Origin of the sequence: Micromonospora sp. NBC_00858, from assembly GCF_045207365.1 — a bacterium.
Lineage (GTDB): Bacteria > Actinomycetota > Actinomycetes > Mycobacteriales > Micromonosporaceae > Micromonospora.
In genome coordinates this window covers 6,144,300-6,164,198 of the sequence record NZ_CP108828.1, presented here as the reverse complement: position 1 = coordinate 6,164,198, position 19,899 = coordinate 6,144,300, and the positions used below count along the sequence as shown (strand labels likewise).

Annotated in this window: 21 protein-coding genes; 15 read left to right on the top strand and 6 right to left on the bottom strand. The window is 70.9% G+C overall.

Annotated elements, in window-relative coordinates; translation table 11 throughout:
• Nucleotides 1-80 precede the first annotated feature (80 nt).
• A complete protein-coding gene (locus tag OG990_RS28820; RefSeq protein ID WP_406077773.1) occupies nt 81-344 on the top strand; it encodes a hypothetical protein in 264 nt (87 codons plus the stop codon).
• Nucleotides 345-418: 74 nt separating this feature from the next.
• Here the strand turns inward: OG990_RS28820 and OG990_RS28815 are convergent, their stop codons facing one another.
• The gene (locus OG990_RS28815) at nt 419-1,555 is read right to left on the bottom strand and encodes an epoxide hydrolase family protein (protein ID WP_406077772.1); all 1,137 of its coding nucleotides are present in this window, start codon (nt 1,553-1,555) and stop codon (nt 419-421) included.
• Between the two features lie 85 nt (nt 1,556-1,640).
• Here OG990_RS28815 and OG990_RS28810 point away from each other — a divergent pair, with 85 nt between their 5' ends.
• The 9 genes from OG990_RS28810 to OG990_RS28770 all read left to right on the top strand — a co-directional run bounded on the left by OG990_RS28810 (nt 1,641) and on the right by OG990_RS28770 (nt 9,838).
• Nucleotides 1,641-2,294 (top strand): TetR/AcrR family transcriptional regulator, encoded by a 654-nt coding sequence (locus OG990_RS28810; RefSeq protein WP_406077771.1) that lies wholly within the window; start codon nt 1,641-1,643, stop codon nt 2,292-2,294.
• A gap of 86 nt (nt 2,295-2,380) precedes the next feature.
• A complete protein-coding gene (gene clpB, locus OG990_RS28805; protein WP_328422281.1) occupies nt 2,381-4,972 on the top strand; it encodes an ATP-dependent chaperone ClpB in 2,592 nt (863 codons plus the stop codon).
• A gap of 104 nt (nt 4,973-5,076) precedes the next feature.
• Nucleotides 5,077-5,457: a hypothetical protein gene (locus tag OG990_RS28800; protein ID WP_386985994.1), complete on the top strand. Its 381-nt coding sequence runs from the start codon at nt 5,077-5,079 to the stop codon at nt 5,455-5,457.
• A gap of 142 nt (nt 5,458-5,599) precedes the next feature.
• Complete coding sequence (locus OG990_RS28795) at nt 5,600-6,220, top strand: DUF4178 domain-containing protein (RefSeq protein ID WP_406077770.1); 621 nt, start codon at nt 5,600-5,602, stop codon at nt 6,218-6,220.
• A 92-nt stretch (nt 6,221-6,312) separates the two neighbouring features.
• The gene (locus tag OG990_RS28790; protein WP_406077769.1) at nt 6,313-7,137 is read left to right on the top strand and encodes a hypothetical protein; all 825 of its coding nucleotides are present in this window, start codon (nt 6,313-6,315) and stop codon (nt 7,135-7,137) included.
• A gap of 71 nt (nt 7,138-7,208) precedes the next feature.
• Complete coding sequence (locus OG990_RS28785) at nt 7,209-7,874, top strand: hypothetical protein (protein ID WP_386985988.1); 666 nt, start codon at nt 7,209-7,211, stop codon at nt 7,872-7,874.
• A gap of 10 nt (nt 7,875-7,884) precedes the next feature.
• On the top strand, nt 7,885-8,694 hold the full coding sequence (locus tag OG990_RS28780; RefSeq protein ID WP_406077768.1) for an SDR family NAD(P)-dependent oxidoreductase: 810 nt from the start codon (nt 7,885-7,887) through the stop codon (nt 8,692-8,694).
• A 169-nt stretch (nt 8,695-8,863) separates the two neighbouring features.
• On the top strand, nt 8,864-9,403 hold the full coding sequence (gene pyrE, locus OG990_RS28775; protein WP_328422292.1) for an orotate phosphoribosyltransferase: 540 nt from the start codon (nt 8,864-8,866) through the stop codon (nt 9,401-9,403).
• 57 nt (nt 9,404-9,460) lie between these two features.
• On the top strand, nt 9,461-9,838 hold the full coding sequence (locus OG990_RS28770) for a helix-turn-helix transcriptional regulator (protein WP_007454255.1): 378 nt from the start codon (nt 9,461-9,463) through the stop codon (nt 9,836-9,838).
• A gap of 169 nt (nt 9,839-10,007) precedes the next feature.
• Here the strand turns inward: OG990_RS28770 and OG990_RS28765 are convergent, their stop codons facing one another.
• Together OG990_RS28765 and OG990_RS28760 are read right to left on the bottom strand one after the other, a co-directional pair.
• On the bottom strand, nt 10,008-10,829 hold the full coding sequence (locus OG990_RS28765; protein ID WP_328422293.1) for a DedA family protein: 822 nt from the start codon (nt 10,827-10,829) through the stop codon (nt 10,008-10,010).
• Nucleotides 10,830-10,959: 130 nt separating this feature from the next.
• The gene (locus OG990_RS28760) at nt 10,960-12,555 is read right to left on the bottom strand and encodes an LPXTG cell wall anchor domain-containing protein (protein ID WP_406077767.1); all 1,596 of its coding nucleotides are present in this window, start codon (nt 12,553-12,555) and stop codon (nt 10,960-10,962) included.
• A gap of 177 nt (nt 12,556-12,732) precedes the next feature.
• Here OG990_RS28760 and OG990_RS28755 point away from each other — a divergent pair, with 177 nt between their 5' ends.
• Together OG990_RS28755 and OG990_RS28750 are read left to right on the top strand one after the other, a co-directional pair.
• The gene (locus OG990_RS28755) at nt 12,733-13,218 is read left to right on the top strand and encodes a SigE family RNA polymerase sigma factor (protein ID WP_328422297.1); all 486 of its coding nucleotides are present in this window, start codon (nt 12,733-12,735) and stop codon (nt 13,216-13,218) included.
• Nucleotides 13,215-14,273 carry an LCP family protein gene (locus OG990_RS28750; RefSeq protein ID WP_406077766.1) on the top strand — a complete coding sequence of 353 codons (1,059 nt, stop codon included), beginning with the start codon at nt 13,215-13,217 and terminating at the stop codon, nt 14,271-14,273. Before OG990_RS28755 ends, OG990_RS28750 begins: the two co-directional genes overlap by 4 nt.
• Before the next feature lie 18 nt (nt 14,274-14,291).
• On the opposite strand, the gene OG990_RS28745 is transcribed toward OG990_RS28750, so the two are convergent.
• Complete coding sequence (locus OG990_RS28745; protein ID WP_328422301.1) at nt 14,292-14,504, bottom strand: hypothetical protein; 213 nt, start codon at nt 14,502-14,504, stop codon at nt 14,292-14,294.
• A gap of 124 nt (nt 14,505-14,628) precedes the next feature.
• On the opposite strand from OG990_RS28745, the gene OG990_RS28740 reads away from it, so the two are divergent.
• On the top strand, nt 14,629-15,012 hold the full coding sequence (locus OG990_RS28740) for a phage holin family protein (RefSeq protein ID WP_328426210.1): 384 nt from the start codon (nt 14,629-14,631) through the stop codon (nt 15,010-15,012).
• A gap of 143 nt (nt 15,013-15,155) precedes the next feature.
• Nucleotides 15,156-16,181 (top strand): class II fructose-bisphosphate aldolase, encoded by a 1,026-nt coding sequence (fbaA, locus tag OG990_RS28735; protein WP_328422303.1) that lies wholly within the window; start codon nt 15,156-15,158, stop codon nt 16,179-16,181.
• 53 nt (nt 16,182-16,234) lie between these two features.
• Here fbaA and OG990_RS28730 read toward each other — a convergent pair whose 3' ends face one another.
• On the bottom strand, nt 16,235-17,434 hold the full coding sequence (locus OG990_RS28730; RefSeq protein WP_406077764.1) for an LOG family protein: 1,200 nt from the start codon (nt 17,432-17,434) through the stop codon (nt 16,235-16,237).
• A 249-nt stretch (nt 17,435-17,683) separates the two neighbouring features.
• Here OG990_RS28730 and OG990_RS28725 point away from each other — a divergent pair, with 249 nt between their 5' ends.
• On the top strand, nt 17,684-18,112 hold the full coding sequence (locus OG990_RS28725) for a DUF3151 domain-containing protein (protein WP_406077763.1): 429 nt from the start codon (nt 17,684-17,686) through the stop codon (nt 18,110-18,112).
• A 51-nt stretch (nt 18,113-18,163) separates the two neighbouring features.
• On the opposite strand, the gene OG990_RS28720 is transcribed toward OG990_RS28725, so the two are convergent.
• Nucleotides 18,164-19,873, bottom strand: a complete 1,710-nt coding sequence (locus OG990_RS28720) for a chromosome partitioning protein (protein ID WP_406077762.1) — start codon at nt 19,871-19,873, stop codon at nt 18,164-18,166.
• Between the last annotated feature and the right edge of the window lie 26 nt (nt 19,874-19,899).

Sequence of the window (19,899 nt, the reverse complement as noted above, 5' to 3'; positions counted from 1 at the left end):
GTGGTTCGTCCCGGCCCTGTTCCTTCCACCGCACACGCGAGGAGAGGACCACCGCTCATGCCCGACCTGGTTCAGCGGCGATGACCGGGCGTTTTGTCATTCACCTGCCGGTGGCCGCGCCCGACCTGGCTCGCGCCAAGATGCTGGGTCGGACCGCCGGCCGGTCGCTGGCCTTCCTGGCCCGGATCGACCTCGGTGGGATCACCGTCTCGACCGAGGACGACCAGGGGGTACGACACTGGGTCTTCTGCGATCGGCGGCTGGACGGTGGTCGCCGCTGCGTGCTGCGCGCCGACCACGAGACTCCCTGCACCGCCCGCCTGCCACGTCGAACCGGCCGGTGATGTCGTAACCGATCCAGCTCGACAGGCGCCGGTGCCCGCCCCGGCGGAGCGGAGCGGGCACCGGGCGCGACTGGTCAGCGAAGGCTGGCGAAGAACTCGCGGATATCAGCGACCAGCACATCGGTGGCCTGGTGGGCGGCGTAGTGGCCGCCGACGTCCCCGCGGCCGTCGACGTCCGTCTCGTACGCCGTCCACCGGACGATGTTCGCGTGGTCCCGGTCGGCGAAGCGGCGGATGGACTGGAAGTCGCCGGGGAACATGGCCAGCGCGGTCGGCACGGTGGTCGGGTCGGTCGGCGGCTGGCCGGCGTGCGCGTCCTCCCAGTAGAACCGGACCGCCGAGGCGGCCGTGCCGGTGAACCAGTAGACCGCCACGTTGGCCAGGATGAAGTCGACCTCCAGGCTCTCGTCGAAGAGTTGGGCGTTCCAGGCCAGCAGCCCGACCGGCGAGTCGGCCAACCCGAACGCCAGGGTCTGCGGCTGCTGGCTGTGCACCTGGTTGAAGGAGAACTTGTTCTCGTAGAACCACTGGAGGTGCTCAAGCGCCGCCTGGTCGGCCTCGGAGAGCCCGGCGAACTCGGCCGGGTCGCCCGAGGGGAACGAGAAGAGCTGGGTGACGTGTACGCCGAGCACGTGCTCCGAATCGGTTCGGCCCAACTCGGGCGCGATCATCGAGCCGGCGTCGTTGCCGATGGCGCCGTAGCGGTCGTACCCCAGTCGGTTCATCAGCTCGGCCCAGGCGCGGGTGGTGCGGTAGCGGTTCCAGCCGGCGCTGCGGGTCGGGCCGGAGAATCCGAAGCCGGGCAGCGACGGGATGACCAGGTGGAAGGCCGGCGCGTCCGGTGCGGTCGGCTCGGTGAGTGGCGCGATCACGTCCAGGTACTCCAGCACCGAGCCGGGCCAGCCGTGGGTGAGCACCAGCGGGGTGGCGTCCGGGCGGGACGACCGGACGTGCAGGAAGTGGATCTGCTCGCCGTCGATCTCGGTGACGAACTGCGGGTGGGCGTTCAGTTGGGCCTCGACGGCCCGCCAGTCGAACCCGTCGCGCCACCGGTCGGCGAGGGCGCGGACCCGGTCGTTGCTCATCCCGTAAGCGTCGCCTGCGCCGGGGAGGTCGGCGGGCCAGATCGTGCGGCCCAGTCGGTCAGCCAGGTCGTCGAGGGCGGTCTGCGGGATCTCGACGCGGAACGGGCGGATCGCGGTGCCGGTCATCTCGGAACTCCTTCGGAACGGAATGTTTCGTTCTGCAATCAGTGTAGCAGACCGGAATGATCCGTTCCACTGATAGTCTGGAGTCATGCCGACTCCCCCCGGAAAGAACGACGTGCCGCTGGCCGGCCGCCGTGCCCAGGCCGCGCGCAACGACGAGGTGATCCTGGAAGCCGCCCGCGCGGTCTTCCTCGACGACCCGAAGGCCCCGATCGCCGCCGTCGCTGAACGCGCCGGCGTCGGCATCAGCGCCCTCTACCGGCGGTACGCGGGCAAGGAGGACCTGCTGCGCCAGCTCTGCCACGACGGGCTGCGCCGGTACATCGCGGTGGCCGAGGCGGCCCTCGCCGAGTCGGACGACTGGGCCGCGTTCGCCGGCTTCATGGCCCGGGTGGTCGACGCCGATGTGCACTCGCTCACCGTCCACCTGGCCGGCACCTTCACTCCGACCGAGGAGATGGGTAGGGCGGCGATGCGCGCCAACGAGCTGGCCACGGTGCTGTTCGAGCGGGCCCACGCCAGCGGGCGGCTGCGCCCGGACGTGGTCGTCCAGGACCTGGGGCTGGTGCTGGAGGCGTGCGCCGCGGTGCGCGTACCCGATCCGGAGCGGACCGGGCAGTTGCGCCAACGCCAGCTGGCAGTGCTGCTGGCCGGCCTGTCGACGACACCGGACACGGATCCGCTGCCCGGCCCGCCCCCGGCAGTCGGGGAGTTCGCCTGGCGGTGGCGCCGCCCGGAGTGATGGGCGTCACAGCGCTAAGGTTGAGTGGAATACGCTCAACTCTGGTTGTGTCCAAACCATTGGACAACGCCGATCCGGGGGAGCCCATGAACACCGAACGCCTCACCACCAAGAGCCGCGAGACCATCACGGGTGCCGTCGCACTGGCCAACCAGCGCGGCCACGCCACCGTGGAGCCGTGGCACCTACTGCTGTCCCTGCTGGACACCGACGGCTCGACCGCCGCCGGCCTGCTGCGCGCCGTCGGGGCCGACCCCGCCGAGCTGCGCCGGGCCGCCCAGCGCGCGGTCGACGGACTGCCCGCCGCGCGGGGCTCCAGCATCGCCGAGCCCACCCTGGCCCGGGAGTTCGTCAACGCCATCGGGGCCGCTGAGCAGATCGCCCGGCCGCTGGGCGACGAGTACACCTCCACCGAGCACCTGCTGGCCGGCCTGGCCCGGGTGGGCGGTGCGGTGTCCGGCGCGCTGAAGTCAGCCGGCGCCACCGAGGAGGCCCTGGTCGCCGCGTTCCCGACCGTCCGGGGTGGGGACCGGCGGGTCACCACCGCCGACCCGGAGCAGACCTACCAGGCATTGACCAAGTACGGCGTCGACCTCACCGCCAGCGCCCGGGACGGCAAGATCGACCCGGTGATCGGCCGGGACTCGGAGATCCGCCGCGTCATCCAGGTGCTCTCCCGGCGTACCAAGAACAACCCGGTGCTGATCGGCGAGCCCGGCGTCGGCAAGACCGCGATCGTCGAGGGCCTGGCCCAGCGGATCGTGGCCGGTGACGTGCCCGAGTCGCTGCGTGACAAGAAGCTGATCTCGTTGGACCTCGGCGCCATGGTCGCCGGCGCGCAGTACCGCGGTCAGTTCGAGGAGCGGCTGAAGTCCGTGCTGGAGGAGATCAAGAACTCCAACGGGCAGGTCATCACGTTCCTCGACGAGCTGCACACCGTGGTCGGCGCCGGTAAGGGCGAGGGCTCGATGGACGCCGGCAACATGCTCAAGCCGATGCTCGCCCGCGGTGAGCTGCGCATGGTCGGTGCCACCACGCTGGACGAGTACCGCGAGCACATCGAGAAGGACCCGGCGCTGGAGCGCCGCTTCCAGCCGGTGCTGGTCGGCGAGCCGACCATCGAGGACACCATCGGCATCCTGCGCGGGCTCAAGGAGCGCTACGAGGTGCACCACGGCGTCCGGATCACCGACGCCGCACTGGTCGCCGCCGCGTCGCTGTCGAACCGCTACATCACCGACCGGTTCCTGCCGGACAAGGCGATCGACCTGGTCGACGAGTCCGCGTCCCGGCTCCGGATGGAGATCGACTCCCGGCCGGTCGAGGTGGACGAGATCGAGCGGGCGGTCCGCCGGCTGGAGATCGAGGAGATGGCGCTGGCCAAGGAGCCGGACGCCGCCTCCGCGGAGCGGTTGGTGCGGCTGCGCCAGGAGTTGGCCGACAAGCGCGAGCAGCTCACCGTGCTCTCCGAGCGTTGGCAGACGGAGAAGAGCCACATCACCAAGCTCTCCACCGCCAAGGAGGAGTTGGAGCGCCTGGGTGGCGAGGCCGAGCGGGCCGAGCGCGACGGGGAGTTGGAGCGTGCCGCCGAGCTCCGCTACGGCCGGATCCCCGCGCTCAAGGTCGAGCTGAAGCAGGCCGAGGAGGAGCTGGCCCAGCTCCAGGCCGACGGCGCGATGCTCAAGGAGGAGGTCGGCGCGGACGACATCGCCGCGGTGGTCGCCTCCTGGACCGGCATCCCGGCCGGCCGGCTGCTGGAGGGCGAGACGGCGAAGCTGCTCCGGATGGAGGAGTCGTTGGGCGGCCGGGTGGTCGGCCAGGTCGAGGCGGTGGGCGCGGTCTCCGACGCGGTGCGCCGGGCCCGGGCCGGTGTCGCCGACCCGGACCGTCCGACCGGCAGCTTCCTCTTCCTCGGCCCGACCGGGGTCGGCAAGACGGAGCTGGCCAAGGCGCTCGCCGAGTTCCTCTTCGACGACGAGCGGGCGATGGTCCGCATCGACATGAGCGAGTACGGCGAGAAGCACTCCGTGGCCCGCCTCGTCGGTGCCCCGCCCGGCTACATCGGCTACGAGGAGGGTGGCCAGCTCACCGAGGCGGTGCGCCGCCGGCCGTACTCGGTGGTGCTGCTGGACGAGGTGGAGAAGGCCCACCCGGACGTCTTCGACGTGCTGCTCCAGGTGCTCGACGACGGTCGGCTCACCGACGGTCAGGGCCGCACGGTGGACTTCCGCAACGCGATCCTGATCCTCACCTCCAACCTCGGGTCGTCGGTGATCGGCGATCTGACGCTGGGCGAGGAGCAGCGTCGGGAGGGGGTCCTCGCGGTGGTCCGCTCGCACTTCAAGCCGGAGTTCCTCAACCGGTTGGACGACATCGTGGTGTTCGCCGCGCTGCGCGGGGACGATCTGCGCTCCATCGTGGACATCCAGCTGGACCGGATGCGGCGGCGCCTGGCCGACCGCCGACTGGCCCTGGACATCACCGAGTCCGCGCGTCAGTGGCTCGCCGAGCACGGCTACGACCCGATCTACGGCGCCCGCCCGCTACGCCGCCTGGTTCAGACGGCGATCGGCGACCAACTGGCCAAGGCCCTCCTGTCGGGCACCATCCGCGACGGCGACACGGTAAAGGTCGACCTGACCACGCCCACGAACACCCTCACGGTAACCCCCGCCTGACCAGCGCGGTGATCAAGAGGTTTGCGTCGTCGAGACGTCTTCTCATGACGCAAACCTCTTGATCAACAGGGTGAGGTGGGTGCGGGCGGGGAAAGGATGGGGTCATGTTCGGGATCGGGAAGAAATGGGAACGGGAACTGGACGCCGCCGTCGACGAGTTGGTGGGGGCCGACACGCTCGCCTTTGGCGGGGTTGGCATCGCGGGCACATTGCTGCCCGTGACCGAGGCTTACCAGCGGGTCGGGGCCGCTCTCGACGACCACCCCGAGGAGGTACGACGGCAGCTCGACCGGCTGCTGGCCGAGGGCTCACCCGCCGGTAGGGCGTACGCGGCCACGCTGCTGGAGCGGATCGACTCGTCGACGGCCCGGGCAACCTGGACGTCGCTGCGGGACGACCCGACCGAGTTCACCACCTTCGTCGGCTGCGTGATGGGTCGCACCACCCTCGGCGACTACGCCACCCAACGACTCGCCGCAGCATGATCCGTTCGCCGATCGGAGCTACCCGATCGGCCCTGCCGACCGCCGACGGCCCACCGCGCGTTGAGCTATCGGCCACAGCACGAGCCTCCCGGGTGCCGAGGGTTGTTACCGTCTGCGCCGACGTACCTGGGGAGGTGGTCGGGTGGACGCACCGGTGATGTACCTGGTGGCGGCGGCGGTCGTACTCGCGGTGGTCGTGATCGTGATCGTCGTGCGGGCCCGGCGGCGGGCGACGGCCCGGCCCGGCGGTGCGCCACCCCGCAGACGGCCCGAGCGCGGCCGGGTGGCGGAGTCGCCGCGCGGCGGCCCGCACCGCCTGGCCCCGGGCGACCGCGTGCGGATCCACGACCAGGAGTACGCCGTGAGCGGCACGATCCGCCTGGTCGAGGGGGACTGGAGTTGGGTGCAGCACCTGCTCGACGACGCCTCCGGCACCCGGCACCGTCTCTCCGTGGAGGACGGCCCCGACCTGGAGTTGGTGCTCTGGACCGCCGAGCCTGGCGCGACCGTCACCCCCGGCGCCCCGACCATCGACCTCGGCGGCCGGCGCTACACCTGGGCCGAGTCCGGGCAGGCGCGCTACACCGCCATCGGAGAGACCGGGCTGCTGCCGGCCGGGACCATGCGTTACCACGACTACCAGTCCGGCGGCGACGCGCGGCTCTCCTTCGAGGCGTACGGCGAAGAGGGCTGGCGGGTGGCCCGCGGCGACCTGCTCGACCCCGCCGACCTGACGATCCAGCCCGCTATCGACGACCGCTGAGCGCGACCCCGACGGGCGCGCCGGGGTCGTCACGGCATGCCAGAGTGGCCGGTTGTCGATACGGTGTGGGCGCGATCTAGGGAAGGAGAATCGTGGTCGATTCCCAGAGCACGCCGGCCCGCCAGCGGCCATCCATCGTGACGATTTCCAGCTACCTGCTTTTTCTGTTCCTGGCGTGCCAGGTGATCAGTCTTGTCCTCACCCTCGCCACCGCCGGCAAGACCCGTGACGCGCTCCGTGAGGCGTACGAGGGCAGTACCGCCGATGGCGCCGACCAGGTGGCGGACGTCTTCTACGCCATCGGTCTCGGCAGCAGCATCCTGCTGCTCCTGCTCGCGGTCGTGCTGGGCGTGCTGGCCCTGTTCAACAACCAGGGTCGCAACGGCGCCCGGATCACCACCTGGATCGTCGGCGGCATCATGGTCTGCTGCGTGGGTGGCAGCCTGCTCAGCGGCGCGGCCGGCAGCCTCACCACCGGTGGGGACACCAGCGGTGACATGCCGAGCGCCGAGGAGATCCAGCGTCGGCTGGACGAGGCCCTGCCCTCCTGGCTCACCCCGGTCAGCATCCTGCTCGGCGTGATCAGCCTGCTCGCACTGCTCGCGGCGCTGATCCTGCTGGCGCTGCCGAAGGCCAACGAGTTCTTCCGCAAGCCCGCCGTGGGCTGGGAGCCGCCGACTCCGGGCGCCAGCTACCCGGGCTACCCGCAGGCGCCGGGTCAGCCCGGCTACCCGCAGGCCCCCGCCGAGCCGGGCTATCCGTCGACGCCGGGTTACCCGTCGACGCCGGGTCAGGCGCCCGGGTCGGATCAGCCGGGCTACCCGCCGCCGCCCTCGACGGGCACGGCCGGCACGGACCGGCCGGACGACACGCCGCCGGCCGACCGCCCCGGACAGAACCCGCCGTCGACGAGTTGACCGCTCGATAGCCACGACACCGACGATCCCTCCGATAGGTTGCAACCCGACGCCTACCGGAGGGATTCGTCGTGTCGTACCCGGAATCGGCACCGGTCCGCCGGCCCGCCGTGGTCCTGCTGGCAACGGCTGTGCTGCTGGTGATGGCGGTCGCCGCACTCGCGTACACCGTCGTCGACCTGGCGGTGCTGGGTCGGACGGTCGACGCCTTCCGCTCCGCCGCCCGGGACACCTCGGCGAGCGCGCAGCAGATCGACGACGTGGTGACCCTGCTGCGGGCCTCCGCGGCACTGTCGGCGGTGGTGGCCGCGCTCTCCGCGCCAGTGCTCGCCGGCCTGGCCCTCGGGCTGCTGGCCGGTCGATCCGGCGTCCGGGTGGCCACCTGGGTGGTCTGCGGGCTCGGTCTGCTCGCCGGCTGTTGCAGCGTGGCGGTGGTCATCGGTGAACGGGCCGCACCACTGCGGTTGGGCGACGGCGAGCGGGCGACCGCCGAGCTACTGGGCCTGATCGGTGACGCGTACCCGTCGTGGTGGATCCCGTTGAACGCGGGGCTTTCGGTCGGACAGTGCCTCGGTTACCTTGTGGTAGCTACGCTGCTGACCCTGCCAGCGGCGAACGCCTGGTTCCGTCGGCACCGCCCGACGACGCCGACCGCGCCGACCGTTCCACCCCGGTTCCCACCCGCCCCGCACCAGCCGCTGCCGGTGCCGCCCACGCCCCCGTACCCGCCCAGGTGAGGACCCGCCCGTGACGCTCGACCCGACGACCGCTGAGCGACGGGCCCTGATCACCGGCGCCACCGCCGGCATCGGCGCGGCGTTCACCCGCCGATTGGCCGCCGACGGCTGGCACCTGGTGCTGGTCGCCCGGGACGCGGGCCGGCTGACCGAGTTGGCTGCCGAGTTGGGCTCCCGGTATGGCCGCGAGGTGGAGACGATTTCGGCGGACCTGTCCACGGACGACGGCTGCGCGATCGTGGAACGGCGCCTCACCGACGGAAGCCCGGTGCACCTGCTCGTCAACAACGCCGGGATCAGCCTGAACAAACCGTTCCTGCGCTCCTCCGCCGAGGACGAGGCACGCCTGCTGCGGCTCAACGTCCACGCGGTCATGCGGCTGACCCTGGCGGCGCTTCGCCCGATGACCGAACGGCGGGATGGGGCAGTGATAAATGTCTCTTCGGTTGCCGGATTCGGCACGGTGATGCCCGGGTCGACCTACTCGGCCAGCAAGGCGTGGGTCACCAATTTCAGCGAGTCCGTCGGCCAGTCGACGCGCCCGTTCGGCGTCCGGGTGATGGCCCTCTGCCCTGGCTACACCCGCACCGAGTTCCACGAGCGTGCCGGCATCAACATGTCGAAGACGCCGGAGTGGATGTGGCTGCGGGCCGAGGATGTGGTCGACGAAGCCTTGCGTGACCTGGGCAAAGGCAAGTTGGTCAGCATCCCGGCGTGGAAGTACAAAGTGGCCGTCGCCGGTCTGCGCCTCGCGCCGCGCCGGCTGCTCCAGGCGGTCGCCCGGGACACCCGTGGCCGGATAGGTCGCGACGAGAGCTGAGCCTCCACGGGCCGGCCGGTCCGCGGGCACTGTCGCCGGGAGGTTGGCGCGCCGCAACTGGCACGGTCGCTGAGCGTAGTCGAACATCGCCAACCGTCGGTCCCCCGGCGGGCTGATCAGGGTGGACCCCACATACGGCGTTCAGACTTGCGCAGTAATCTCTATCGCCATGGGGGACCACGACGACCTGCGTAAATTCATTACCGACCTGGCTGTGGTCCACGGACGGGTCGTGCTCTCCTCGGGGCGCGAGGCAGACTGGTACGTCGATCTGCGGCGTGTAACGCTCCATCACCAGGCCGCCCCGTTGGTCGGTCGGGTGTTGCTTGACCTCACCGCCGATTGGGAGTTCGACGCCGTCGGCGGGCTCACCCTGGGCGCGGACCCCGTCGCGCTCTCGATGATGCACGCCGCCGCTCCAACCGGTCGGGCACTGGACGCCTTTGTGGTGCGCAAGGCGGGCAAGGCCCACGGTCTACAGCGGCGGATCGAGGGACCGGAAGTGGCCGGCCGTCGCGTGTTGGCGGTGGAGGATACGTCCACGACGGGTGGAAGTGTGTTGACGGCGGTCGAGGCGCTTCGTGAGGCCGGAGCCGAAGTCGTGGGTGTGGCGGTTATTGTTGATCGAGGCGCCGGCGACGCGGTGCGAGCCGCCGGATTGCCGTACCGGGCGGCCTATACGTTGGCTGACCTCGGCCTTGTGGCGTAAAAGTTTGCCGATTCGGATCTGCTGATATGCAGGCGGATCGATGCTGCTGGTGGAAGGATGGAATACGTGGGAACTGCGTTGGCCGAAATGACTATGCCTCAGATCTCGCCGCTTGCCGGCGAGCCGATCGAACGTGCCGATGCCGAGCGTCTCGCGGGGGTCCTCAAGGCCCTTGCCGATCCCGCCCGGTTGCGGCTGCTCAGCCTGATCCAGTCGGCCCCAGAGGGCGAGGCGTGCGTCTGTGACCTGACGGCGCCGCTCGGCCTCTCTCAGCCGACGGTCAGTCACCACCTGCGTATCCTCACCGAGGCCGGCTTGCTGGAGCGGGAGAAGCGCGGTGTCTGGGCGTACTACCGGCTGGTCCCGAGTGCGATCGCGACGATCGCCGACCTGCTGACCCCGCCGCGTAAGCGGGCCACCAAGAAGGCCCGCTGAAGTAGGCACTGCACACCGTCCCGCGCCGGGATGGTGTCCGGTGGCGAGCCAGGGGTGGCGCCATCGGTGAGTGACACCTGCTCGTCCTCGGCCGCACCGCCGGAGGCCGGGTCCGACATGCCGACGGCCGACCCCCTCACCAGGGGGCCGGCCGTCGTCGTACCTCGGGTCAGCGCTCCTGGCCGTGCTCCGGACGCCGACGGTCGTGCGGGTGCTCGTCGTGGTCGAACGTCTCGCGGACCGCTTCCACCGCGCCAACGGCGCTGGCCGTCGCGACCACAGCGACCGCCTCGCCGCGCTTGCGGGCCCGACGGTCGCGGAGGAACTCGAAGAAGATCGGCAGCACCGAGATCACGATGATCAGGGCCACCACCGGCAGGATGTAGTGGTCGATCTTGTCGCCGATGGCCTGGTAGATCTGCTCGGCCAGCAGGTAGCCGATCAGCAGGATGCCGTCCACCCAGAGCACCGCGCCGACGATGTTCCAGAGCAGGAACTTCCGCGCCGGCATGCCCAGAGCGCCGGCGACCGGGTTGAGGAAGGTCCGGACGATCGGGATGAAGCGCGCCAGCACCACGGCCTTCGCCGGGCCGAACTTCTGGAAGTAGTACTCCGCCTTCTCCACGTACTCCTTCTTGAAGAGCCGGGAGTTCGGCCGCTCGAACATCCGCCGGCCGTACCGCGCGCCGAGCCAGTGCCCCAGCTGGGCGCCGACGATCGCGCAGATCGGCCCACCGATCAGCAGCCCGGCCAGGGAGAGCCGGGTGCCGTCGCCGAAGATGGCATCCGCGACCGGCGACGAGGCCACCCCGGCCAGGAACAGCAGCGAGTCGCCGGGGAAGAAGAAGCCCACCAGCAGGCCGGTCTCGGCGAAGAGAATCACCCATACGCCGATCAGCCCGAAGGTCTGCAACAGCTCCTTGGGATCGAGCGGGTTCAGGGCGACGCTCTCCGCGAGCGCGCGGGTCTTCTCAGCTGTGTCCACGGCCACAAAGGGTACCGAAGGCTGGGCCTCGTAATGCGCCGGACCGCCCCCACCACCCGACGGCGAATCCTGCGTGCCACAACGACGGTGCCCCGCCGACCGAATGGTCGGCGGGGCACCGGTGGTGCGGGGTGGATCAGGCGACGAAGCGGGTCCGGCGGCGCTTGGCCACCAGGTAGCCGCCGACGCCGGCGGCGAGCAGCAGCGCGCCGATACCGGCGATCAGGCCGGTGGACTCACCGGTGACCGGAAGGCCGCCGCCGTCACCGTTGTCGCCACCGCCGTTACCGCCACCGCCGTTACCGCCACCGCCGTTACCGCCACCGCCGTTACCGCCGCCCGCAGAGGCCGGGTTGATGACGATCTTCGCGGTGTCGTTCTTGCTGTTCGGGTCGCCGACCAGCTTGGTAACGATGCTGCCGCTCGCATCCTGTGTCACCTTGTCGATGCGGAGCTGGAACTCGTACGGGTTGTTCATGCCCTTCGGGCTTTCGGTGACCTGGCAGGCGTACTCCTTGGCACCCGGCTCACCCCAACCTGCGTTCCACGGGTCCCACTCCTTGCCCGGCTCGAACGGCACGCAGTCGTACGGAGCCTCGATCACCGTCGTGTCGGCCGGGACAGACACCCGGACGGGCAGGTCCTCGAGCCGGATGCCCGGCGTGCCCTGGCCCTGGTACTCGAGCACAGCCGGCCCCAGGTTGGTGAAGCTCGGCGCGACGGTGACCACGTCGCCCTTCTTGCCACTCGCGGTCACGCCCTTGGTCGCCAGGTCCGCCTGGTTGTCGCCGGTCACCCGGACGGTCCCGACGGTGGTGCTGTTCATCTTGTCCACGTCGGTCTGAGGCACACGCGCCGCCTGCATCGACTGCGCGACGAGACGAAGCTCCTTGCCCTCGCCGGGCTTGACGTCGTCCAGGAACCAGTCCTTGAACGCCAGGTTCCAGTCGTCCGTGGTCCACCAGTCCAGATAGACCGGGAACTTGGCGCCCGTACGTGCCTCCGGGGCCACCTTGATGGGCAGGTCCCCGGAGAGCTTGTACGACTTGCCCGGCTCGATCTTCGTGTCGAACGCGCAGAAGGCGGTCATGCCCCACTCGTCCGACTTGCAGTTTGAGAAGTCCCCGCCGTAGGCGGCGAGGTATTCGGCCTGCACGACCAGGACGGTGCCATCGACGGTGGTCTCACCAGCGTTGCGTACCACGCCCGGCAGGCCCGCGCTGCCACCCGGAGCGCCGCTGGTCTCGACGGTCGGGTCGCTCACCAGGTCAACGCCTTCGGCGATGGTGATGTCGGCCGTCGCCTTGGCCGTCTTGCCGCCGGAGGTGATGCTGATCGCCAGGGGACCCTTCTGCCCTGGCTTCGCGTCGTCCTTACCCGTGACCATGTAGTCGAAATAGGGCGAGTTGCCATCTTCGATGTCGGTTTCGCAGTGCAGCTTGGTCGGCGATACGTCGCACGTCCAGCCCCACGCCGGCTCCAGAGTGGCGAAGTCCGCGACCGCGGAGAGGTCGATGTCCACGGAGGTGCGACCGAACTTCGGCTCCGCCTCGCTGTCGGTGTGCGTAGCGTAGAACCAGCCGTAGTCCAGGTGGCCGGGTGCGACGAGCAGGTCGTGCGTTGAGATCTCGAAAGGGGCCTCAGCGGCGACGGCCGGGCTGGCGGAGGCGGCGACGAACGCGCCTGCTACGCCCAGCCCGGCGAGCCAGCGCCGGGTGGAGTGGGTGAGCATGAAGGGGTTCCTCCAGAGGGGGATTCAGGTGCAGCCTGCGGATCTTAAGGAAACCCACAGGTTGGCCGCCGCCCCGATCGCCGCTCATCCGGGAGGACCAGCCGAAAGGCTGATCAGCATCACCGCAATGTTCGGGCCGTCCGCTCCCGTCATCTGAGCAGGAGCCCGGGAGGTGCAGTGACGTACGAGGAGTTCGCGGACACGCGACTTGCCCCGCTGTTGCGGTACGCGGTGATGCTCACCGGCGATCCGCATCAGGCGCAGGATCTGGTGCAGGAGACGATGGTCCGGGTCCAGCTCAACTGGCGACGGGTCGCCCGGGCGGACTCACCCGAGCGCTACGTGCGCCGGATGCTCACCAACCAGTACGTCGACTGGCGGCGTGGCTCGTGGATGCGCCGGGTGCTGCTGCGCGGGGAACCCGACGAGGCGGTGCCGGAGCCCGCCGACCATGCCCAGTCCGCCGTGGACCGGGACCAGATCTGGTCCTGGCTGTCCCGGCTGCCGCGCCGGCAGCGGGCCACCCTGGTGCTGCGCTATTACGAGGACCTGCCCGACGCCGAGATCGCCGACATCCTCGGCTGCGCCGTCGGGACCGTACGTTCGTCCATCTCCCGGGCCCTGGCCACGCTTCGGGCCGAGTACGTGGAGGCCTGTTCATGATCGAGGACGACCTGCGTGCCGCCTTCGCCCGGCACGAGCCGCTGACCCCGCCGACCGGCCCGCTGCGGGCCACGATCGACCGGCTGGCGAACGGCCGGCGGCGCCGCCGCCGACGGTGGCAGACCGGTGGTACAGCGCTGGCCCTGCTCGGCGTACTGGGGATCGGGGTGCCCCTGTTCACCCCGGAGCGCTCCGGGCCGCCGCCAACCGCCGACCTGCTCGGCGAATCGAGCCGGCCGGTGGTGACGGGTGCGTTGAACATCCTGCTGCTCGGCATCGACGGCGACGGGCGGGAGGTATCGCGAGCAGATTCGGTGCTGTTGGTGCACATTCCGTCCGACCAGAGCCGCCCGTACATGGTCTCGTTGCCGCGTGACCTGGGCGTGCCGATCCCGGGCCACGGGACCGACAAGCTGAACGCCGCGTTCGCGTTCGGTGCCGGGTTCACCCGGCCGGACATGTCCAAGGGCTACGAGCTGACTCGACGTACGGTCGCCGAGCTGACCGGAGTCCACGTGGATGCCGGCGTGGTGCTGACCTACCCCGGGCTGCGCAAGCTCACCGAAGCGGTAGAGGGCGTGCCGGTCTGTCTGCCCCAGCAGGTGCGCTCCGTCCACACCCGGCGGATCTTTCCGGTCGGCTGTCAGCGTCTCGACGGTGCCGCGTCGGTCGACCTGCTTCGCCAGCGGCGTGGGCTACCCGAGGGCAGCCTGGACCGGGACCGTAACGCCCGGCTCTTCGCCGCCGGGCTGGTCCGACAGGCCACCGACCAGGGCGTGCTCACCAACCCGGTACGACTCTCCACGCTGTTGGGAACCGTCGGCCCGGAGCTCCTGGTGTCACCCGACCGAGCCGCGGTGCTGGACTTGATGCGGCTCGTGCCCACGCTGCGATCGGTCGAACCGATCGGGCTCAGCCTGCCGGTCACGGAGCCCGCCGGGCCGCCTTATCACCTGATCGCCGACCCGAAGCTCGCCCCGGAGTTCCTGACCGCGCTCCGTGAGGATCGGCTCGGCGACTGGGCGGCGCGCCACCCGGAGCGGGTCGACCGCTGAAGCTCGCCGCGTGCGGCGTCAGCGGTAGTCGTCCTCGTCTCCGCTGACCACCCGGGCCTGCTCCATGGCGTCCCAGTCGCCGACCTCCAGGCCGCGGTGCGGCTCGGCGTCGGTGTCGTCCGGGCCGACCACTGCGGCCTGCTCGACCGCGTCGGCCGGCTCCGCCTCGGGGTCGCGTTCGTCCGCGTCGAGGTGATCGCCGGGGGTGAAGTCCTCATCGGGCTGACCCATCGTCCCTCCCGGGGGGCTCGGTGCACGGTTCCCACCCACCGTACGGGGTGTGCCGGTGCCGCGCCTGGAAGCCGAGTCGGCGGAATCTCCCCTGGGCGACACGACCCGGTGCCAGGATGGGGCGGTGGGCTTCCTCATCCGGCTGGCGATCACGGCGGTCGCGTTGTGGATCACCACGCTGATCGTGCCCGGGGTCGACGTGCACGGCCGCTCGGGTGGCAACACCGTGCTCACGCTGATCGTGGTGGCGCTGATCTTCGGCGTGATCAACGCGGTGCTCAAGCCGATCATCAAGGTGGTCGGCTGCGTCTTCTATCTGCTGACCCTGGGCCTGTTCGCGCTGGTGGTCAACGCGCTGCTCTTCCTGCTCACCGACCGGATCGCCCGCGGGCTGGACCTGCCGTTCCAGGTGGACGGTTTCTGGGCGGCGTTCTGGGGAGCGATCGTGATGACTGTGGTCACCTGGCTGATCAGCGTCATCGTGCCCGACAACCTGGACAACCGGTGAGCGGATCCCGGCCGGAACCCGGGTCGGTTGTTCCGGCGCACCTCACCTACGGGATACTTCCGGGCGGAGGACAGCGCGGTCCGGCGCACAAATGAACAACAGCGGCCAGCACGGCCGAGAGTGGTAAGTAAGGAGCGTTCGACATGCCCATCGCTTCCCCCGAGGCTTACGCGGAGATGCTGGACCGCGCCAAGGCTGGCCGGTACGCGTACCCCGCGATCAACGTGACCTCCTCCCAGACGCTGAACGCGGCGCTCAAGGGCTTCGCCGACGCGGAGAGCGACGGCATCATCCAGGTCTCCACCGGTGGCGCCGAGTACCTGTCCGGCCCCTCGATCAAGGACATGGTCACCGGTGCGGTGGCGTTCGCCGCGTACGCGCACGAGGTGGCCAAGAAGTACCCGGTCAACATCGCGCTGCACACCGACCACTGCCCGAAGGACAAGCTGGACGGCTTCGTCCGGCCGCTGATGGGCATCTCGCAGGAGCGGGTGAAGCGCGGCGAGCAGCCGCTGTTCCAGTCGCACATGTGGGACGGCTCGGCCGTGCCGGTGGCGGAGAACCTGCAGATCGCCTCCCAACTCCTCGACGAGGCCGCCAAGGGCAAGATCGTCCTTGAGATCGAGGTCGGCGTCGTCGGTGGCGAGGAGGACGGCGTCGAGAACGCCATCAACGACAAGCTCTACACCACCGTCGAGGACGGCCTGGCCATGGTCGAGGCGCTCGGCCTCGGCGAGAAGGGCCGCTACATGGCGGCGCTGACCTTCGGCAACGTGCACGGCGTCTACAAGCCGGGCAACGTCAAGCTCCGCCCGGAGATCCTCAAGCAGATCCAGGACGCGGTCGGCGCGAAGTACGGCAAGGACAAGCCGCTCAGCCTGGTCTTCCACGGCGGCTCGGGCTCCCTGCTGAGCGAGATCCGCGAGGCGCTGGACTACGGCGTGGTGAAGATGAACATCGACACCGACACCCAGTACGCCTTCACCCGGCCCGTCGCCGACCACATGCTGCGCAACTACGACGGCGTGCTGAAGATCGACGGCGAGGTCGGCAACAAGAAGCAGTACGACCCGCGTACCTGGGGCAAGGCCGCCGAGGCCGGCCTGGCCACCCGGGTCGTCGAGGCGTGCGAGCACCTGCGCTCCACCGGCACCACGATGTCCAAGTAACGACGTTCCCGACGACGGCCGGCTCCCCTCAGGGGCCGGCCGTCGTCGTTTCGTCAGGCCGGCGCGGTGAGCAGGCGGACGGCCTCACGCACGTCGTCGGTCAGGTGGATCGTCGACGACAGGTCGCCGAACGGGGAGGCGGCCAACAGCGGACGCAACAACGCCTCCACCGGCAGCTCCTGGGTCCAGTACGCGCGGTCCAGGAAGATGTACGCCCCGCTCGCCCCGTCGGTGCCGTAGTAGGTCTTGGTGGCGGCCTGGAACACCTCCTGCACCGTGCCCGCCCGTCCCGGAGCGAACACGATGCCACCCCGGGCGAGCCGCAGGATGGTGTCCTCCCGGATCGCGTTCGAGAAGTACTTGGCGATCCGCCCCGCGAACAGGTTCGCCGGCTCGTGCCCGTACAGCCAGGTCGGGATGGCCAGCCCGCCGGCCCGCGCCCAACCCGCGTCGGCGCCGCGCTGCCGGGGCACGCCCGCGTACCGCTGCCGGATCTCCAGCGCCGTGGCGGTGTACCGGTGGTGGTCGGTGAAATCGGGCGCGGTGGCCAGCAGATCGATCGCCGCGGTCAACTCCGCCGCCGGCTGGTCCGCCAGGTAGGCGCCGAGGTTCGCCGCCTCCATCACCCCGGGGCCGCCGCCGGTCACCACCAGCCGGTCGGCCCGCGCCAGCTCCCAACCCAGCACGGCCGCCATCCGGTACGCCGGGCTGCCGCGCCGCACCGCGTGCCCGCCCATGATTCCCGCCACCGACTGCGGCCCGTGCCCGGCCAGCCAGGCGCGGGTGGCGTCGGCCAGCGCGTTGTCCACGCCGTGGTCGTGCAGTCGCTGACCGAGCGCCTCCTTGACTTCCGGCAGCGCGCCGCCGTGCGCCCGGTAGTGCTCGTACACCCGGGTGTCGTACATCCCGGTGAACCCGCCCTCGGCGAACCCAGCGGCCAGCTCCTCCGGGGTGTAGAGGTGCGTCGGCTGGGTCGGGTAGGGCAGCCCGGAGAACGGGGGCACCACGTTCGCGCCGCGCCGGACCAGGTCGGCGCCGACCTCCCGGGAGGCGAACCGGCAGCCGACGAAGAGGGTGCCGGTGACCTCGACGCCGGTCAGGTCGGGGGCCGGGGCGAGGTCGAGGCGGAGCCCCTGCACGGTCAGCCCGGTCAGGCGGCCGGTGGCCAGGCGCTGGTCGAGCTCGTCGCGGGTCTGGATCTCGTTGGCGTGCAGGTGCGGCTCGATGACGTCCGCGGGAGGTGGGGTCGGCACCGGGCCATCCTGCCCCTCCGGCGGGGGCGGCCAAACCCCGGGCCGGAGGCGGAAACGACAGGAGCCCGGTGGTCGTGGCCACCGGGCTCCTGCTTAACCGGGTCCTGGGGAGGCTCCGGACCATTAGTTGTAGTGGAAAACACCTGGCGCCGGCATAGGCCGCAGGCGTGACCAACTCCTCAGCCGTTCAGCCGAACGCGTTGGCCGACCCGCTCGCGTGCCGCCCCACCCAGCGGGTTGAATGGGGCGATGCAGAACCTTTTGCCAGAGCCACCGGCCACGCTCCTCCCCGCGAACGACGAGGCTGACGCCGCCCTGGCCGGCGCCGAGGCGGTCGGCACCGATGAGGCGTACGCCGAGGTGGCGGCCCGCTTCCCGACCTACAGTGCGGCCTGGGCGGAGCTCGCGGCGCGGGCGTTCGCGCAGGGCCAGGTGGTGACGGCGTACGCCTACGCGCGTACCGGCTACCACCGTGGCCTGGACCAGTTGCGCCGCAGCGGCTGGAAGGGCCACGGCCCCGTGCCGTGGTCGCACGAGCCGAACCGGGGCTTCCTCCGCTGCCTGTACGTGCTCTCCCGGGCCGCGGACGAGATCGGCGAGGCCGACGAGGCGGCTCGCTGCGCCCAGTTCCTTCGCGACTGCGACCCGGCGGCGGCGGACGCGCTGGCCAGCAACTGACACCCGTCCCGACGGCCGGTCCGGGTCACGCCCGGGCCGGCCGTCGGCGGGTTACAACCCCTCGGCGACCGCAGCGGCGATCTTCAGCCAGGCGTCGCGGGTGGCCGAGGAGAGCCCGCCGTACCGGATCGGCTCGCCGCTGTCGATGAGCCGCTCGTACGGGGCCAGCAGCACCGCCCGGGTCCGAGCGGCGAAATGCTCCTGGATGGCCGGCAGGTCGATCTCCTTGCGGGACGGCGGCATCGACACCACCGTCACCGCCTGCCGGACCAGCCGTTGCCGGCCGCTCTGCTCCAGATGGTCGAGCATCCGCGCGGCGGTCTCCGCCGAGTCGTTCCGGGCCGACATGGTGACGACCAGTTGGTCGGTGGCATCCATCGAGGCCTGCCAGTTCTGCGCGCGGACGTTGTTGCCGGTGTCCACGAAGATCAACTTATAGAACCGGCTGACCACCTCACGGATCTCGGCGAACGCGGCAGCGGTGAGCATCTCGCCACCGGTGGCCGACTCGTCCGAGGCGAGCACGTCGAACATCCCCTCGCCCTGCGAGCGGACGTACTGCGACAGGTCGCCGACCCGACCGTGCGCGCCCTGGAACTGACCGAGGTCGCGCAGCATGTCCCGCACCGTGCGCGAGTGGAAGTCCTGCTGGGCACGCATCCCGAGGGTGCCCTGGGTCTCGTTGTTGTCCCAGGCCAGCACGTAGCCACCGCGCTTCTGGCCGAACGTCATCGCGAGCAGCAGGATGGCCACCGTCTTGCCGGCGCCGCCCTTCGGGTTGACCACGGTCACCTGCCGCAGCCCGCCGAAGTTGCGGCGCACCATCTCAATGTCCCGCTTGAGCTCCTGCTCCTGCCGCCCGGGAGCGAGTCGAAGCAGCCCCATCTTGTTGACCACCGCGCGCACACCCATGGTGGCCACCGGGTCGGCGGGCCGTACCTGCCGACGCCGGGCGAAATCCTCGGCGGTCGGTGCTGCGGTGGTCTCCGGTGTCCAGGTGGCGTCCGGATAGCCGGTGGACGGCACCCGGGTCACCCCCTCGGCCTCCTGGTACTGCTGCGGCGGCCCCGGCGTGGCCCCGGGCGTGCCCTGCTGCCAGGGCGGCGGGTACCAGCCCGGTGACGGCGGGAACGGCCCCGGCGGCGGGGCCGCCGGCGCACCCTGCTGCGGCGCCGGGTTGCTCTGCGGCGGACCGCCGAACTGGGTCACGTCCGGTGGTGGCGGGATCGGCGCCGGTCCGGCCTGGCCGGGAACCCCAGCGGCGTACGTCTGCCCCGAGTAGGTCTGCCCGGGGTACGTCTTTCCGGGGCCAGCCTGCGGGGCGGCAGGTCCGCCGGGATTCGATTGCTGCGGACCGGGCGGAGCGGGGATCGGCGGCAACGCGGTGGCGGCCTCGGCGTGGGCCGGTCCGGACGCGCCGGCCGGCCGCTGCGGCGGAAGCGCCCAGGGCGATTCGGTGGTCGGCCGCGCCGGCGCCACGGAGGGTCCATCCTCCCCGGTGCCGGTGCCGGTGCCGGTGCCGGTGCCGGTGCCGGTGCCGGTGCCGGTGCCGGTGCCGGTGCCGGTGCCGCCATCCGAGGTCGCCGCCGGACCGGCCGCCGCGGGGTCGGCGGTCGCGGGGTCGGCAGGCGTCCTGCTCTCGACGGGCACGGCGGCTGCCGCCGGACGGTCCAGGGAGAACGGCTGGTCCAGGTCGACGCCGCCCGGCACGATCGGCGGGGCCGGGACGGCTGGAGGATCACCGGCCTGCGTCGCTGCCACCCCGGCCGCCGGTGCGGCTGCCCACG

What these genes read in the sequence shown, in the direction of transcription:
- OG990_RS28800 (WP_386985994.1), top strand. Translation starts at nt 5,077, where the DNA reads ATGTTCGGGATCGGGAAGAAATGGGAACGGGAACTGGACGCCGCCGTC.
- OG990_RS28760 (WP_406077767.1), bottom strand. Translation starts at nt 12,555, where the DNA reads ATGCTCACCCACTCCACCCGGCGCTGGCTCGCCGGGCTGGGCGTAGCA.
- OG990_RS28750 (WP_406077766.1), top strand. Translation starts at nt 13,215, where the DNA reads ATGATCGAGGACGACCTGCGTGCCGCCTTCGCCCGGCACGAGCCGCTG.
- fbaA (WP_328422303.1), top strand. Translation starts at nt 15,156, where the DNA reads ATGCCCATCGCTTCCCCCGAGGCTTACGCGGAGATGCTGGACCGCGCC.
- clpB (WP_328422281.1), top strand. Translation starts at nt 2,381, where the DNA reads ATGAACACCGAACGCCTCACCACCAAGAGCCGCGAGACCATCACGGGT.
- OG990_RS28745 (WP_328422301.1), bottom strand. Translation starts at nt 14,504, where the DNA reads ATGGGTCAGCCCGATGAGGACTTCACCCCCGGCGATCACCTCGACGCG.
- OG990_RS28820 (WP_406077773.1), top strand. Translation starts at nt 81, where the DNA reads ATGACCGGGCGTTTTGTCATTCACCTGCCGGTGGCCGCGCCCGACCTG.
- OG990_RS28810 (WP_406077771.1), top strand. Translation starts at nt 1,641, where the DNA reads ATGCCGACTCCCCCCGGAAAGAACGACGTGCCGCTGGCCGGCCGCCGT.
- pyrE (WP_328422292.1), top strand. Translation starts at nt 8,864, where the DNA reads ATGGGGGACCACGACGACCTGCGTAAATTCATTACCGACCTGGCTGTG.
- OG990_RS28770 (WP_007454255.1), top strand. Translation starts at nt 9,461, where the DNA reads ATGGAATACGTGGGAACTGCGTTGGCCGAAATGACTATGCCTCAGATC.
- OG990_RS28815 (WP_406077772.1), bottom strand. Translation starts at nt 1,555, where the DNA reads ATGACCGGCACCGCGATCCGCCCGTTCCGCGTCGAGATCCCGCAGACC.
- OG990_RS28725 (WP_406077763.1), top strand. Translation starts at nt 17,684, where the DNA reads ATGCAGAACCTTTTGCCAGAGCCACCGGCCACGCTCCTCCCCGCGAAC.